The 15,375-nt window shown below is 60.4% G+C and carries 11 protein-coding genes; 4 read left to right on the top strand and 7 right to left on the bottom strand.

Annotation, left to right across the window (positions count from 1 at the left end):
• Positions 1-8 precede the first annotated feature (8 nt).
• The 4 genes from QEH57_RS02710 to QEH57_RS02695 all read right to left on the bottom strand — a co-directional run bounded on the left by QEH57_RS02710 (position 9) and on the right by QEH57_RS02695 (position 4,462).
• Positions 9-443 carry a PGPGW domain-containing protein gene (locus QEH57_RS02710; protein ID WP_309005136.1) on the bottom strand — a complete coding sequence of 145 codons (435 nt, stop codon included), beginning with the start codon at positions 441-443 and terminating at the stop codon, positions 9-11.
• Positions 440-2,554: a DUF455 family protein gene (locus QEH57_RS02705; protein ID WP_309005135.1), complete on the bottom strand. Its 2,115-nt coding sequence runs from the start codon at positions 2,552-2,554 to the stop codon at positions 440-442. The genes QEH57_RS02710 and QEH57_RS02705 overlap by 4 nt, the downstream gene beginning before the upstream one ends.
• A 5-nt stretch (positions 2,555-2,559) precedes the next feature.
• On the bottom strand, positions 2,560-3,657 hold the full coding sequence (locus tag QEH57_RS02700) for a lactonase family protein (RefSeq protein ID WP_309005134.1): 1,098 nt from the start codon (positions 3,655-3,657) through the stop codon (positions 2,560-2,562).
• Positions 3,658-3,739: 82 nt separating this feature from the next.
• The gene (locus QEH57_RS02695) at positions 3,740-4,462 is read right to left on the bottom strand and encodes a hypothetical protein (RefSeq protein ID WP_309005133.1); all 723 of its coding nucleotides are present in this window, start codon (positions 4,460-4,462) and stop codon (positions 3,740-3,742) included.
• Positions 4,463-4,607: 145 nt separating this feature from the next.
• Between QEH57_RS02695 and QEH57_RS02690 the strand changes: the two genes are divergently transcribed.
• Positions 4,608-5,546, top strand: coding sequence for an alpha/beta hydrolase (locus QEH57_RS02690; protein WP_309005132.1), 939 nt, complete (start codon positions 4,608-4,610; stop codon positions 5,544-5,546).
• A gap of 80 nt (positions 5,547-5,626) precedes the next feature.
• Here the strand turns inward: QEH57_RS02690 and QEH57_RS02685 are convergent, their stop codons facing one another.
• Genes QEH57_RS02685 through QEH57_RS02675 form a run of 3 tightly spaced genes read right to left on the bottom strand, consistent with a single transcriptional unit; the run spans position 5,627 to position 11,801 of the window.
• The gene (locus QEH57_RS02685; RefSeq protein ID WP_309005131.1) at positions 5,627-8,857 is read right to left on the bottom strand and encodes an efflux RND transporter permease subunit; all 3,231 of its coding nucleotides are present in this window, start codon (positions 8,855-8,857) and stop codon (positions 5,627-5,629) included.
• 27 nt (positions 8,858-8,884) lie between these two features.
• Positions 8,885-10,309, bottom strand: coding sequence for an efflux RND transporter periplasmic adaptor subunit (locus QEH57_RS02680; RefSeq protein WP_309005130.1), 1,425 nt, complete (start codon positions 10,307-10,309; stop codon positions 8,885-8,887).
• Positions 10,310-10,364: 55 nt separating this feature from the next.
• Positions 10,365-11,801: a TolC family protein gene (locus tag QEH57_RS02675; protein WP_309005129.1), complete on the bottom strand. Its 1,437-nt coding sequence runs from the start codon at positions 11,799-11,801 to the stop codon at positions 10,365-10,367.
• A gap of 254 nt (positions 11,802-12,055) precedes the next feature.
• Here QEH57_RS02675 and QEH57_RS02670 point away from each other — a divergent pair, with 254 nt between their 5' ends.
• Genes QEH57_RS02670 through QEH57_RS02660 form a run of 3 tightly spaced genes read left to right on the top strand, consistent with a single transcriptional unit; the run spans position 12,056 to position 15,365 of the window.
• The gene (locus tag QEH57_RS02670; protein WP_309005128.1) at positions 12,056-12,688 is read left to right on the top strand and encodes a TetR/AcrR family transcriptional regulator; all 633 of its coding nucleotides are present in this window, start codon (positions 12,056-12,058) and stop codon (positions 12,686-12,688) included.
• Positions 12,689-12,706: 18 nt separating this feature from the next.
• On the top strand, positions 12,707-14,083 hold the full coding sequence (locus QEH57_RS02665; protein WP_309005127.1) for a TolC family protein: 1,377 nt from the start codon (positions 12,707-12,709) through the stop codon (positions 14,081-14,083).
• Between the two features lie 19 nt (positions 14,084-14,102).
• Entirely contained in the window at positions 14,103-15,365 is a 1,263-nt protein-coding gene (locus QEH57_RS02660) for an efflux RND transporter periplasmic adaptor subunit (RefSeq protein ID WP_309005126.1), read from the top strand.
• Positions 15,366-15,375 lie beyond the last annotated feature (10 nt).

Below are 15,375 nucleotides of genomic sequence, written 5' to 3'. Positions count from 1 at the left end.
CTCAGCTGCTAACGCGGCAATTCCAAAGGCGGTTTATCCGCCTTTTTTCGTATCCAATTTATGGAACGATGCACCTTCCCCAGCTTCACGATCCGAATCTGCAGTTTCCGCTTCCCGGGGAAGTCCACCAACCCCACCCCCAAGGCGATCGTCAGCAGCCCTTGACCGGGCAAAAGCAACATCGCCAGCCCAGCCACCAGCAGAATCCAGCCGAGGACATTCTTGAGGATCCGCCGCAGCAATCGCAAGGGGTTCAGCGGGATGCCTCGCTTCTCCGGCCGCACGAAAAAGTCCGCGTCCATGGCGACCACCACGATCGGCACCGCGATCAAGGAGCCCAGGAAGGTCACGACGCTGACGCCTACCATCCAAGCCACCCACGCTTGCTCTTCCTCGAAAGCGCTCGCCAGCCAATCCCAAGCAGCTGCCAACGAATCCATCATAGCGGCAACTCCTCCAAGCTCGTCCGCACGTGGTAGGCGGCGAGGAACTGACGGGCCTGCTGCGGATCGTTCAACAGCAAGGAGCCCTCCACTATTCGCGGGCGCTTCTCTTCCGAAAGCCGCAGCGGACACGCCTCCAAGCAACGCTCGCCCCACTCCGCCAAGCTCGAGCCGAAACGCTTCTTGACCTGGGCCTTGCTCACCACTTCGAAGAAACCGACCGATGTCGCCGCATTGCGCTGCCCCAGCTCCAAGGCCACTCGCCCCATGGTGTAGCGCGGATTGAACTCGACCACCGGCTTGAGCAACAGCCGCCCCGCGCCATCGCGAAAGATGAAGGCATCGATTCCCATCGGCCCTTGAAATCCGATCTCCAACAGAGACTTTTCCAGCGCCGGCAAAAGCGTCTCTTCGTACCAATGATAGAGACGGGGACGCCCCTCCACCCGCTGCATGATGAACTTCACCAGCTCCGGATCGAGCCCCTGGCAAAACCCGTTGGTCACGATCCCGCGAAACTGTCCGCGAGCGTTGTTAAGCAGCCGCGTGTACCCCAGGACCCGCAAACCTTCCTCGCGCATCTCCAGCTGTATCGAAAAATCGTATACGCGATCAAGCCACGGTTCCACCACGAGGCTCCCTTGCTCCCGCAACACTTGTTCGATCCAAGGCACCAGCGCCCCAGAAACGGCCTCCCCAGCCAGTAGACGCCGCATTCCATTGGCAGCCGTACCAAAGGGAGCCTTCAAGGCGACAGACGGATACGACTGCTCCGCAAAGGCTTCTCGCAAGCGCGTCACCTCTTCCAAAGTCTCGGCAGTCTGGCCTAAAACCTCGCCGCCCACGATCCAATCGCAGGGCTCGCCTTCCTCCAAGAAAGCAGCAGCCCAGCGGGCTCCCCAGGCCTTCGAGTGCAGCTCCCGGACGCGCTCGTTCCACAGTGTATCCACCTTCCGAGGACGCGTTACGCGAGCGAACAGCTCCGACAGGAAAGCGACGCTATCGGGCGTCCAGGCCCAGGGCCGGATTCCGCCCAATTTTCGCTTCAACGCGGGTGCCTTGCTTCGCTCGTTCGGCTGGTAGCAATAGATCTCCGGCAGTTCCATTCCTGCGGCCTTCAGCGATTTCAGAAAGGCGGCAGAAGGCCGCTCCTGCATTAGCAGCACGTCGTCCCGACGCGACAGGAAGGCCGGGAGAAACTCCAGGTCCCGCTGCACTGCCGACAAGGCCTTGGCATCGAAGCCAGCCGCGGAGTCCTGCGCAGCAAAACGTTCCGCGTCCGGATTGAACCAATACACGAAAGGCGTCCGTCCGCGGGACTGGCTGAAGACCTCGAGGTCCTTGATGAAGGAACTGTCCAAACCGGCCTCGCTGCGACCTTGGCGATTGAAGAAGTTCCCCTTCGCCCGGGCTGGCGACAGCGGAAAAACGAGGCGCTCGCGGAAGGCTTCCCAATCGGTCTTTCCCTCCGCCTTCCAGCGGCGAAACCACTTCAGGCCAAAGCCGACATGGTCGATCTCGTCCCGGTAGATCTTGTCGAGGATGTTCGCGGTAGCGCTATCGCCCACCGTTTCGAATATCTTTCCGTACTCGCGAGAGTAGTCCAAGTTCGCTTGCTCGAAGGTCAGCGACAAGCGCGTCACGTAATCGAGCGGATCTTCCATGGACGAAACGCTGCGCCAAAAGTAGTCGCTCAAGGGCAACTCCCCGAACTCCACCCCGCACTGCCTCATCCGGTGCAGATACAGTTGGGTATGCATCTGCTCGTCCTTCAAAGTCTCCAGCAAGCCCCTGCGAAAACTGGTCGGCGCTTCGGGAAACTTCAGGATCGCCAAGGCCATCAGCTCCGTAGCAAGCAGTTCGTGGTTTCCGAAAAAATGCAGCAGGCGCCCGCGCTCCTTCTCGTCCACCAGCTTCGCTTGGCTCGGATGGCTGGCCTTGACTCCGTTCTCCCTCAGGACCAAATGGCTCGGACGGGAGAGCGTCCGAGGCGTTTTGATCGCTTCGCCACGTTTCGTATCCACGATTTCCTCACGCGGAAAGGAGAGCTTTTCCTCCATGGTCCTGCCGAACAAGACCTGTTTTGCGAAATCCTCCAGCTGTATCGCCATGACAACTACAGTCGCCCCCAAGCGCGTACGCAAACCGGATTCCCGATTTCGATGCGCGTATCCACCGGGTCGAGCTCACCCGACTCGGGATCGATCGCAAACACCCGCACCTCGCCGGAGTGTTGACCAGCGACGATCAACCATTTTCCGGAATCGCTAATCGTGAAGTTCCGCGGCCAATTGACCCGAGCGTCCTCGCTCTCGATTCGCTGCAAAAGTCCCGTTTCCGGGTCCACCGAAAACGCCACGATCCGATTCAAGCCCCGCACCGCCGTGTACACGAAGCGACCGCTTTTGTGCCTTTGAATCTCCGAAAGGTTCGAGTTCTCCACCTGATCCTCCGCGTTAACCGCTGAAACGTACTGCAGCGGGCTGAAGCGGCCACTCGTCGCATCGTAGAAAAGGGAATTGACCACGAGGTTCAGCTCGCCGCTCACGTAGGCGACTCCCCCTTGCTCCGGCAAAGCCATATGGCGCGGGCCGGTCCCCAGCGGAAACTTGACCTTGTGCTTCAGGACCACGCTTTCCGCCGCGTCTCCCACCGCATAGGTCCAGATCTCGTCCGTCCCGAGGTCGACCGAATGCAGCAGGCTGTCGCCGCCCGCAAAGCTCACCCAATGCGGGCGGGCCTGACGCTGCGGTCGCTTCGGTCCGCTCCCTTCCTGGGCCAGCCGCTTGATACGGTTCGAAATGCTGCCGTCCGCCTCCAGCTCGAGCACGTAATTGACCCCTTCGCTATAGTGCGCCCCCGCCAAGAAACGACCGTTCGCGCTCACCGCCAAATGAGCCGTGCCGGAGGCCACCCGCTGCACGCTCTGCAGCTCCAGGCTCCGGCCGTCGCCGCTCGGCTTAAACGACGCGTACCCCGCCCCCTCCTCGTCCGCGTAGCTCGAGTACAGGACATCCAGCTCCGGATGAATCGCCAGATAGCTGCCCGAATTGTAGGCGCAGGCCAAGACCGGCTCCGACAAGCGGCCGGACTCGTCATCCAGCTCGACCCGGTAGACGCCTCCTTCACCCGCGATCCAGAGCGGCTCGCCGCCGAGTCGGGCGAGACAAAGGAAACCACAGAGGAATAGAGAGCTTAGGGGCGATACTTTCATACCCTTCAACCTGTAAGAAAGCGCCTGTTCGTAAAGCCGCATCTTATCGCTGCCGGAGAATTGAAGCTCAAGCGAGCGCTACTCAGCTAATCAACAACAACCTAGCCGCTTCGCCATCCCGCGTCGTAGGGGCCCGATGAATACAGGGCAGGACCGGACTGCCGGGGCATAGGGTTGCAATTCGCCACAGGTGCCCGAAGCCAAAGGGATACGGCTTGGCTCCCTCCCGCGCCGCGTAGTGCAAATCGTAGAAGCGCTCCGTCAAGTAGGCCGCAAACCCGGCGTCGGCCGCCCCGCCATACTCTTGCAACGCCTGGGCCCGATAGTCCGGCAGATCCACGTAGCGAACGGCCTCCTCATTGCGAATCCCCTCCGAGCTGGCCACCGTGTAGCTGCAAAGGAAGGTATCCGTGGCCACCGTGGCGCTGTCCGCATGGAAGTCGTAGACGTCCACCGGGATCGCTCCCGCCGACCCGCTTCTGGGATACGACGGAATCAGGTCCAGGTTCGGCTGCAGCCCGGCCGATCTCAGCAGACGCAAGTCCTCTATCAGCTGCGCTCTCGCCGCGGCGCCCGCTGGACTCAGATTCAGCGACTCCAGATCGTCCTCCTCCAAGCTGGTAATCTCGTCGAGCTCGCCCACCACCTCCGCGATCTCATCGAAATTCCCTTCGAGCGAGCGCTTCCAGCAAATCGCGTTCACCTTGCCCTCGAAACGGGCCGCCAGCAGCTCCGAAAAGCTGTCCACAAAGCGCACGCAATCCAGCCCTGAGGCGGGCTGCAATGACTCGGAAATATCGTTCATCGCCGCACCTAAACGCTTCGTCCCTCCGGAATCAATCTAAAGCGGGAACGGCCCTTCCCGTTCTTCTCCCCCGGCCAGCTCCGGCCAAATTCCTCCGACAGTCAACAAAGGTTGCCTTTTGGCCGCCCGCAAGTACCCACGAATCATGAGACCCCTATTACCTCTTTGTATCCTGATAGTCATGACCGTATCGACCGCCCTCGCCGAAACCACCTACAAGCTCCCCCTCTGGGACGGAACGCCGCCGAACCATAAGGCGTCCGACCTAAAGGAGACCGTCTTCAAGCGAGGCGCCGACCACGATCTCGACCGCATTGCCTACGTGCAGGATCCGACCATCGAGGTCCGCCTTCCCTCCCCGCAAAGCGCCACCGGCCAAGCGGTCGTCATCTGCCCGGGCGGCGGCTACACCGTGCTCGCCTACGACTGGGAAGGCGTCGATACCGCCAACTACCTCAACGCCCACGGCATCGCTGCCATCATTCTCAAGTACCGCTTGCCGGAGGATGCCAGCAACGAGGTCCCCCACCTTAGCCCGCTGCTCGATACCAAGCGCGCCCTCCGCCTCACTCGCTTCCACGCCAAGGATTGGAGAATCGACCCTAAGCGCGTCGGCATCATGGGCTTCTCCGCGGGCGGCCACGCCGCCTCCACCCTTGGCACCCACTTCGACGCGGGCGATCCCGAGGCCGCGGATCCTGTCGACCGCCTCAGCTCCCGTCCCGACTTCATGGCCCTCATCTACCCGGTCATCACCATGGATTCGGATTTCACGCACGGCGGTTCCCGCAACAACCTGATCGGCAAGTCTCCCAGTGCCGATCTGATCGAGCTCTACTCCAACGAAAAGCAAGTCAGCCCCGAAACGCCGCCTACCTTCCTCGTGCATTCCGCCGACGACAAATCAGTCCCCGTGCAAAACAGCCTCGCCTTCTACCAGGCCCTGCTAGCCAACGGAGTCGACGCTGAAATGCACTTGTATCCATACGGCGGACACGGCTACTCGCTCGCCATCGGCCGCGGCCACCTTTCCGATTGGCCCGCCCGCTGCGTGGCTTGGATGAAAAGCCTGGAAAGCGAATAAGCAGCGCCACCTCGCCCAGCTACGGAAAAGCCGCCAGTCGCATCACGACCGGCGGCTTGAAAAATATAGCTACCTTGCGGCTACTCGCTGGCTCGGGCTGCTACCTGAGCATCGGGAACAACCTTGGACTCGCTCCCCTTGCCGTAGATCCACTTCAGGGCGTTGCCCATATCATGCACCACTAGGTTCGTAATCGGTACGAAGTAGAGCGTAATAAAGGTGGCGAACAGGATTCCCCATCCCAGCGACACCGCCATCGGGATCAGGAACTGGGCGCTCAAGGCGCTCTCGAACATGAGCGGCAGCAAGCCGACGAAAGTCGTCAAGGAGGTTAGCAAAATCGGACGGAAGCGCTTGGGACCGGCCATGCGCACCGCGTCCGGCAGGCTCATGCCTTCCTTGCGGCGCTGGTTGATATAGTCCATCATGACCAAGCTGTCGTTCACCACCACTCCGGAAAGCGCCAACATTCCGAGTATCGACATCATGGTTACGTTAATCACCGGATTGTTCGAGCGTTCCAGCACCGATTCGTAGACGAAGCTCATCAAATCGTGCCCCATGATAGCGCCCACTACTCCGAACGGAATGGCAGTCATCACGATCAGCGGCTGCACGTAGCTCTTGAACGGTATCGCCAGCAGCACGTAAATCACCACGAGCACGAGGTAGACGCCTTTCATGAACTCCCGATTGTTGTCGCGAGATTCCGCCGCATTTCCCTGCAAGGTGAAGGACATGCCCGAGTAGTTGCTCACCAGCTCCGGCAGGAAGTTCTTCTCCAAATCCGTTTGGATAGCCTCTTCGTCCGTCTGGTTCTCGTCGCCCGAGGCCGTCACGCGAATGATGCGGTTCCGGTCGAAACGCTGGATCGACGGAAGGCTCTTGCCGGGCACGACCTTGGCAACTTCCTCGAACGGCACTTCGGAACCGTCCTGGGTTCGGATCTTCATGTTGTGCAGCGAGGCAATGCTCTTTCGCTGGGCCTCCGGATAGCGCACCATCACGCGAATATCGTCCCGACCGCGCTGGATACGCTGCGCCTCCGCTCCGTAGAACGCCGTTCGCACCTGCGAAGCGAGTTGTCGCGAGGTTACGCCTAGGTGCACCGCTTGCGGCTTCAGCTCGAGCTCCAGCTCCTCGGTCGCCTGCTGGAAGGAATCCTCGATGTCGTACAATCCTTCGTAGGTGGCCAGCTTGCGCTGCAAGGCCTTGGACGCTTCCACCAAATCCTCGATCCTCGGTCCCTCCAGCTGCACGTTGACGGCATCGCCGCCCCCGCGAGCGAAAGCGATATCGAGCGACTCCGCTTCCGGCACCGGCCCGACCAAACGCCGCAGCCCCATCGAAATTTCGCGGCTACCGATCTCCACTCCGGACTCCTGCACGGAAGCCAGCTCCAGGACGATCTCACCTTCTTCCGCCACTCCTGCCGACGAACGCCAGCTGGAGAACGGACGCCCGCCCGCGGTCGCGAAAATGTTTTTGATGATCTCCGTCCCGTGCTCTTCCCGCAGGTTGGTCTGCAGCTTCATCGCCGCGGACTCCACCCGGTCGACCACTTTCTGGGTCGCCTCGAAAGCGGTGCCCACCGGCATCACCACGGTAGTGGTCACGATGGTACGGGGAATACGAGGAAAGGTCGTATAGGAAAGGTGCCCTGCCATAAAGCGAGCCACGAACAGGCCGAGCACTCCCAGAAAGACCATCAGCACCGCGTATCGATATTTCAAGCACACCTCGAGAGAGGGACGGTAGATCTTGTCCACGAAACGCTCCAATCCATTGGCGACCCCACGCTGCATTCGCGTGATAAAGGATTTCTTGGAGGTGTTCGCGTTGTTGATCGGCCGACAATGCTTCAAGTGGGCAGGCAAGATCAGCTTCGATTCGATCAAGGAAAAAAGCAGCACCGGAATCACCACGAAGGGGATCTGCTTGAAAATATTACCGCGAAATCCCGTCATGTTGACCAAGGGATAAAAGGCCGCGATCGTGGTCAGCACCCCGAAGATCACAGGAATCGCCACCTCCTGGGTTCCCTTAATCGTGGCAGTCAGGGAGTCCTCTCCCGCTTGCATACGCTGGTAAACGTTTTCCCCAGTCACGATCGCGTCGTCCACCACGATGCCGAGCACCAGGATGAAAGCGAAGAGGGTGATCAGGTTCAAAGTGATGCCCATCATCGGCAGCAGGAAGAAGGCGCCGGAGAAGGCGATCGGAATCCCCAAGGCCACCCAAAAGGCCAGCGAAGGCCGCAGAAAGAGCGACAGCACCAGCACCACCAGAATGTATCCAAAAATGGCGCTTCCCTTCAGCATGCTCAAGCGCTCGGAAATGCGCTGCGAATCGTCCTGCCAATAGTCCAGCGTGATGCCCTCGGGCAACTGCTCGCGCTTGACCTCCAGGTAATTCTTAACCTTCTCTCCGAGCTCGATAATGTTTTGCGTACCCACTCGGTAAACGTCGATCGCGACGGAACGCTTTCCGTTGAAGCGGGGATTGATCGGCGTCTCGTCAAAGCCGTCGTTTACGCGGGCCAGCTCGCCTACCGTGATGCGCGTTCCATCCGCTCGGGTAAAGACGACGATCTCCGAGAACTCCTCTTGGGTGTACGCTTGCTGCGAAGTGCGCAGCATGATGTCGCCGCTGGTGGACTTGATTCGACCCGCGGATAGGTCCAGCGAGTGGGCCCGGATAGCGGCAGTGAGGCTATCGAGCGTCAATCCGTATTCGCGTAGTGTATCCTCGGATACCTCGACCGAGATCTCATAAGGTCGAGTCGCCTTCAGGGAAGCGATGGTAATGCCCTCGATATTCGTCACTTCGTCGCGGATCTGCTCGCCGAGGCGCTTGAGGTCCATCTCGCTCAAATCTCCCGAAGCGACGATCGTGATGACGCGCTCGCGCCGCTCAGGCATGCTCACCTGCGGACGCTCCGCTTCCGCCGGGAAGGTACGGATCGAATCGACCCGGTTCTTAATCTTATCCTGCGCTTCCGCCAAGCTGTAGCCTTCCTCGATCTCCAGCGTCACCGTTCCCGAACTGGACGAAGCCCGGCTGGTCATTTCCTTGATGCCGTCGATATCGTAGAGCTCTTCCTCCAAGCGCGTGATAATGGCCTGCTCCACTTCGCGCGGCGTCGATCCTGGATACGGCACTGAGACCGTGATGTCTCGCGACGGAAAGTCCGGAAACTCCTGCAGCACCACCCGATTCATCAGGGAGTTTATCCCCAACGCCACGATCGCGACCATCAACAGATTCGCCGCGACGCTGTTCCTTGTAAACCACTCAATTAATTTGTTCATACCAATCCCCTCTTGTTTTGTTTCGGCCTAGCCACGTGGTTGCCCAGCCATCGGATTCGGAGGCATCTCCTCGCCGTTAGCCGCAGCCCAAGAGGCGATCTTTCCCATCAAGGGACGCAGTTTGCTGAAATCCTTCGAAGCCTTCACCGCTACCAGCTCGTCCTTGAGAGCCGCCGGCATCTTATCGCCCAACTTGGCCAGAACCTCATCGGGATAGGAAGCCCCGCCTCCGCCGCCGCGATTGCCCGGAGAGCCCTCCGCCATCATCGAGCTCTTCTTGGGGGCGCCTTCCATATTGGCCACCACCTGCCAACCCTCCAGGGCATAGGGCACGTCGGTCAAGCAAAGCAAATTGCCCTCCATCAAGCCCTCCCGCACCACGATGTTCTGATCGTTTTCCCAAACCGTCTCCACCGCCCGGCGCTCCAGGCTGCTGCCTTCGCCAACGACCAATACGTAACTATTTTCTCGATACACCGTGCGCGGCACGACGAAAACGTCCTCCAGGGTGCTGCCTTCGATTTCCGCTTGCACGAAGGTGCCAACCTTCAAGGGAGGACGCCCGGGGACGGAAGCTCCGTAAGGATTCTCGATCTGGGCAACGACGAAGATTTGCCGCGTACGCTCGTCGACCGCGCCTTCCGAACGCACGATTCGCCCTTCCCAGCTATAAGTCTGCCCTCCCACCGCAGTGCTGAGCACCACCTTGGGTCCATCCTTGATCGAAGGATTCGAACCGCGATAGATCGACGGCAAATCGAGGTAGCCGATTTGGGAAGCGGTCAAAGGCAAGCGCACCTCCGCGAAGTCGACCGCGTAGATGTCCGCCAGCTGGCTGCCGATAGAGACGTACTGCCCGACGTCCACATTCTTCGATAAAATGCGTCCCGCGTAGGGAGCGGTCACTTTCGAGCGCGTAAGATTGAGCTCCGCCGTGGCGACGCGTGCTTCCGCCGACGCAACCGCTGCTCTCGATTGACGTATCTGCGGTTCGCGCAAGGTCAGCTCCGAAGCGTTTACCCCCGGATTGAGACGCTCCCAATCTCGGCGAGCTTGCTCGTAGCGAGCAGTTTCCTGCTGCAACTCGAGCTCTGCCTGGGCCAAGGCAGACTTCGCCATGGCGAGCTCCGCAAGGTAATCGCTGTCGTCGATCTCCAGCAGCACCTCGCCTTCCTCGAAAAAGGCGCCTTCCTGGAAGTTGGGCGACACCTTTACGATGCGTCCGCGCACCTCGGGAATCAAGCTGCTACGGGTTCGGGCCCGTACCGCCCCCTGAGAGCGAAGCGTGATCTGGAAGTCTTCGCGAACCAACTTGCGAACCACCACTTCCGGACTCGGCGGAGCGTAGCGACGCTGTTGGGGCTCTTCCTTGCTCGCGAGAATAAGGACAATCACGACTCCGAAAAACAGGAGGATGCCAATCGGCAACAAAACTTGAAGGATGCGTCTCATAACTTGGTGTGCGTAAAAATTCTAAAATCGAGTGCCTAAGCGACTAGTGCGCCAATCATGCTCCGAAGCCTCCGCCCAGAGCTAGGTAGAGATCGATCCGGCTTTGTATCCGTCGATTGGCTACCTGAATAAAGGAGCGCTGCGCCGAGATGGAACGTCGGATCGAATCGAGCACCGTGGTGATCGTGGTCAATCCGCTGGAATACTCCTCCCAAGCGAGCTTCTCCGCTTCAACTGATTCGAAGGCTGCAACCTTCAGCGCTTCGTAATCCAAGCTGAAAGATTCCTGGTCCGACAAGGCGTTCTCCACCTCCCGAAAAGCCGTCAAAACCGTATCCGAATAAGTGGCGACCGCCTGCTCGTGCAGGGCCTTGGCCCGTCGGTAGTTCGCCTTCAAACGCCCGCCCTGGAATAGCGTCTCGGCCACGCTGAGCGATTGCGTCCAGATGCGCTGCTCCACGAAATCGAAGATGTTGTCCAAGTCGTTGACGCTGGTTCCGCGACTCAAGCTCAAGTCCAAGCTGGGCAAGCGAGCCTTGCTCGTCTCGAACTTCCGCTGCTCCGCAGCCGCCAAGCTCCGCTCCGCCGATACCACGTCCGGCCGGCGCAACAACAATTCCGAAGGAAGCCCTACCGGTATCGAATCGCTCAAGTCAGGAAAAGTGGATACGACATCCAACTCGTTCTTCGGATAGCGTCCTAGTAGCGTTTCCAGGTTTCGGATCGCCGCGTCGCGACTGCGGCGACGGCCTTCCAAGGAGCTGCGGCTCGATGCCAAATTCGCCCGGATCAATCGCACGTCCAAGGCGCCCGCGATCCCGCTGGAAAAGTTCTCCTCCACGATGCGGCTGCTTTGCGTCAAGGCGTCGAGGATGCGCTTTTCCAGCTCGAACTGCTGGTTGGCCTCCACCGCCGCGTACCAAGCCTGAGCGACCCGGCCCATGAGCGACAGACGGGCTGCCCGGTAGTCCGCCAAGGCCGCCTCCGCATCCGCCAAGTCTCCGCGGTAGCCGTTGCGCAGCTTTCCCCACAGGTCGATCTCCCAGTTCATCCTCAGGTTCAAGCCATAGGATTCGTTGGTCGCCGTTTGGGAAGTGCCCGAGGCGCTGGGATTGCGGCGCGACTCGCTGCCGCTGCCGGAAAGGTTCAAGCTCGGCCACACCTCGCTGCGGCCCACCCGCGTATTGGCCAGCGAAGCCTCAAAGCGCGAAGCGGCGATCCTCAGGTCGAAATTGTACTGCAAGGCCTCTTCCAAGATCGCTTGCAAGCGAGGATCGTTAAAGTCCCGCACCCAGGAATCGGCATCGAAAACCGCGTCGGATTTCGACTCGGTCGCCCAGGCGCTGGGGACCTCCGCTTCCAAGGCGTCCATCTTGGACGCTGGACTGGTGTAGCAAGCCGACAGGCCCAAGCCTACAGCGGCGAGCAACGCCGATTTGGCAACGAATCGCACCTCGAGAATGCGGTGAGGAAAAACAGGCCTAGTTGGCATAATCTGGCTGAGAAAAGGAAGAGAATCTATGAGAGTTATCTGAGAAGGTTCCCGGCGCACGCAACTGCCGCGCCAAGTCCTCTCCGCCCCCGATCGCGGAAACGGACTAGTTCACAAGTCGAATTCTAAAATTTTGCAGAAAACGAAAACAAACCGCCTCCGCCTCCCGCGCCATCCGATCCGAAAGGGACTTGCCCCTTCTTTCGACTTGCCTCGATTAAAACAAACGTTTGATTCGGCAAGGCAATATTAGAATGAACAAAACCCAGGTTAAGTTGATCGAGGCAGCGGAGCACGAATTCGCCAAGCACGGGTTCCACGGAGCCTCCATTCGCGATATTACCGCTCGGGCCAAGGCGAACATCGCCGCCGTCAACTACCACTTCGGCTCTAAGGAAACCCTCTTCATCGAGATGATCCGACACCGGCTCGAGCCGCTCAACACCCTTAGGATCGAGCTGCTCGACGACGCCGTGGCCAAGGCCGGCAAGCGTCCGCTCAAGATTCGTCGCATCGTCGACATCCTCGTGCGCCCCATGGTGGAGTCCGTGGTCAACGGCCCGCAAAACCGCAACTTCATGCGAGCGATGGGACGCGGCATGTCCGAGGAATCGGAGTTCATGCAGCAAATCTATAAGGATGTACTGGCCAAGGTCGTGGAGCGCTTCCGGCTCGAAATGGCCCGCAGCCTCGCAGACCTGCCGGAAAGCGTGGTCGCAATCTGCTTCGCCTACCTGCGCAGCACCCTCAGCGGGGTGATGCAGATCCGGAAGAACAACCTCGTCCTCGACACCAGTATCCAGTTTCCCGATGCGGACACCTTGGTCGCCTACATCAGCGGCGGCATCGAAGCGATCGCCAAAGACTATCGAACCCAAAACAAGTAGTCCCCGACTACTCTGCCGATGAAGCTACTCAATTCGATCTGCCTCCCCCTCCTGGCGGGCCTCCTCGCCTCCTGCCGGAGCGCTTCGCCGCCCGCCCCGCCGCCATCCCTTGACCACATGGCGCCAGCGGCCTGGAGCAATCGTAGTGGCGAAATCGATACAGGGCATTGGCTTTCCAGCCTAGGCTCCCCCCGGCTCCTCGAGCTAGCCCAGGAAGCCGAAGCCAAAAACTTCGGCCTCGAAGCCGCGTACCAACAAACCCGAGCCGCCGCGGCAGCTGCCCGCATTTCCCGCTCCCTGCGCATTCCCAGCCTTTCCGCCACCCTCCGCTCCAGCAAGAGCCGGAGCATGGCCACCCTAGCCCCGCCAAGCTCGGTCGAGAGCGAGAGCCATTCCCTAAGCCTCTCCGCCCGCTGGGAAGTCGATATCTGGAACCGACTCGGCCTGGAGGCCAGCTCCGCCGAAGCTCAGTATCAGGCAAGTCGATACGAACTCGAAGCCTTCAAGCTCTCCCTCTCCGGTCAGGTCGCCAAGGCCTGGTTTTCCGCCATCGAGGCAAAGCTGCAATACCAGCTCGCCTCCGCCAGCGCCGAGAGCTTCGCGTCAAACCTGCAAAGCCTGGAGAAACGCTACTCACGCGGACTCGTCGACGCCTTCGACCTCCGGCTCACCCGCGCCCAAGCCGCCACCAGCAAAGCCACCGCCCTGAGCAGACGAACCCAGATGGACGCCAGCATCCGCAACCTGGAAGCCCTGCTCGGTCGCTACCCTGCCGCCGAACTGGAACTCCAGGACGAGCTTCCGCAGCTGCCGAGCGCCCCCGCCGCCGGCATCCCTTCGGAACTGCTTTCGCGCCGCCCTGACATCCTCGCCCAGCGAAACCGCCTCCTCGCCGCTCTCTCCCTCGAAAAGGCGGCCCATCGCAATTGGCTGCCCAGCCTCGCTCTCACCGCGTCCGACGGCACCCTTTCCGACAGCTTCTCGGAGCTTCTCGACCAAGACTTCAACGTCTGGTCAATCGTCGGCGAACTCAGCGCCTCCCTTTTCCAAGGCGGCCGCCTAGCAGCCCAGCGGGAACAGCTCAACGCAAACCAGCTGTCCCAGCTCGCCAACTACAACGAAACCGTGCTCAACGCCTTTCGCGAAGTCGAAATCGCCCTCCGCTCCGAGTCCGATCTCAGCGAGCTCGAAGCGGCTACCCGCGTCAGCGCCGTCGAAAACCAACAAGCCGAGCAACAGGCCTGGCAGCTCTACGAGCGCGGCTTGGTCGACATCACCGCCGTGCTCGACGCGGAACGCCGTTCCTTCAGTGCCCGCTCCCAACTCCTCTCCATCCAAAACCAACGCCTGAGCAATCGCGTCAACCTGCACATCGCCCTCGGAGGCGACTTGTAATTCTCCTGCCACTACGACCATGGAAGAAAAAGAATATCGCCCCAATTTCCCGCAATGGCTCCTTCTCCACGTCCTGCCAGCCATCCTACTCATCCTCTTTGGCGGCGCCGCCATCATAGCCCTCGCCCTCTTCCTCAAACGGCCACCCGAAACGAAGCCCTTGATCAAAGTCGTCCCCACCGTGGAAGTAATCGAGGCCCAACCGACCACCACCCGAGCCGTCGTGGAAAGCCAAGGCATCGTGGAAGCGCGCACCCAGACCACCCTTTTCGCCGAAGTTTCCGGCCGCATCGAAAGCGTGTCGCCCGCGCTCTATGCCGGCGGCTTTTTCGCCAAGGGCGACGTTCTCGCTAAAATCGACGACACCGACTACGTCGCCAACCTAGCCGCCGCCAAAAGCCGCCAAGCCGAAGCCCAGCTTGCCTACGAGCAGGAACGGGCCACCAGCGAACAGGCCCTCGAAGACTGGAAACAAATAGGCAGTGGCGAAGCGCCTAGCGACCTAGTCCTGCGCAAGCCCCAGCTCGCTCGCGCTCTCGCCAACCTCGAAGCCGCCACCGCCGCCGTCAAGTCTGCGGAGCGGGACCTGCAACGCGCCTCCGTCAAGGCTCCCTACGATGGACGCGTCCAAAGCAAGTTCGTCGACATCGGCCAGTTCGTGAACGCCCGCACCAGCCAAATCGCTAGTATCTACGCTGTGGATACCGTAGAGGTTCGGCTCGGCATCAGCCTCGACGATACGCGCCTCATTTCCATTCCAGAGGCCTACGCCGACGGGACTACCAGCGGCAAGAAACCTCCGGTTACCCTGACTGCCACCTACGGCGGCAAGGACTACCAATGGGAGGGCATCATCGACCGCTCCGAAGGTTCCGTCGATCCGCAGACGCGCCTGCTCTACCTCGTCGCCCAAGTATCCGCGCCCTACGCCAAAGGGCAAGGCGCCCCCCGTCCGCCGCTTAAGATAGGGTCCTTCGTAAAGGCCGAAATCATAGGCGAACAAAGCGAAGACTCCTACACCCTACCGCGTCGGGCTTTGCGGGAAAACGACAGCCTCTACATTGTGAAGGAAGACCGAACTCTGGAAATCCGCGAGGTCACGCCCTTCCAAAAGACGCGCGAAAGCGTAATCATCAAGGACGGCCTGGAGCCCGGCGAGCTCGTTTGCCTAACGCCTTTGCAATACGTGGTAAACGGCATGGAAGTCCGCCTCCCCTCCGATCCCGATCCTCACTCCCAAGAGGAGGACGGAACCGACTCCGAAGCCAACGCGAAAAAGTAACCACGCAACC

Origin of the sequence: Pelagicoccus sp. SDUM812005 (genome assembly GCF_031127875.1) — a bacterium.
Lineage (GTDB): Bacteria > Verrucomicrobiota > Verrucomicrobiia > Opitutales > Opitutaceae > Pelagicoccus.
The sequence above is the reverse complement of the archived record's forward strand: the minus strand, read 5'-3'. Positions and strand labels throughout refer to the sequence as shown.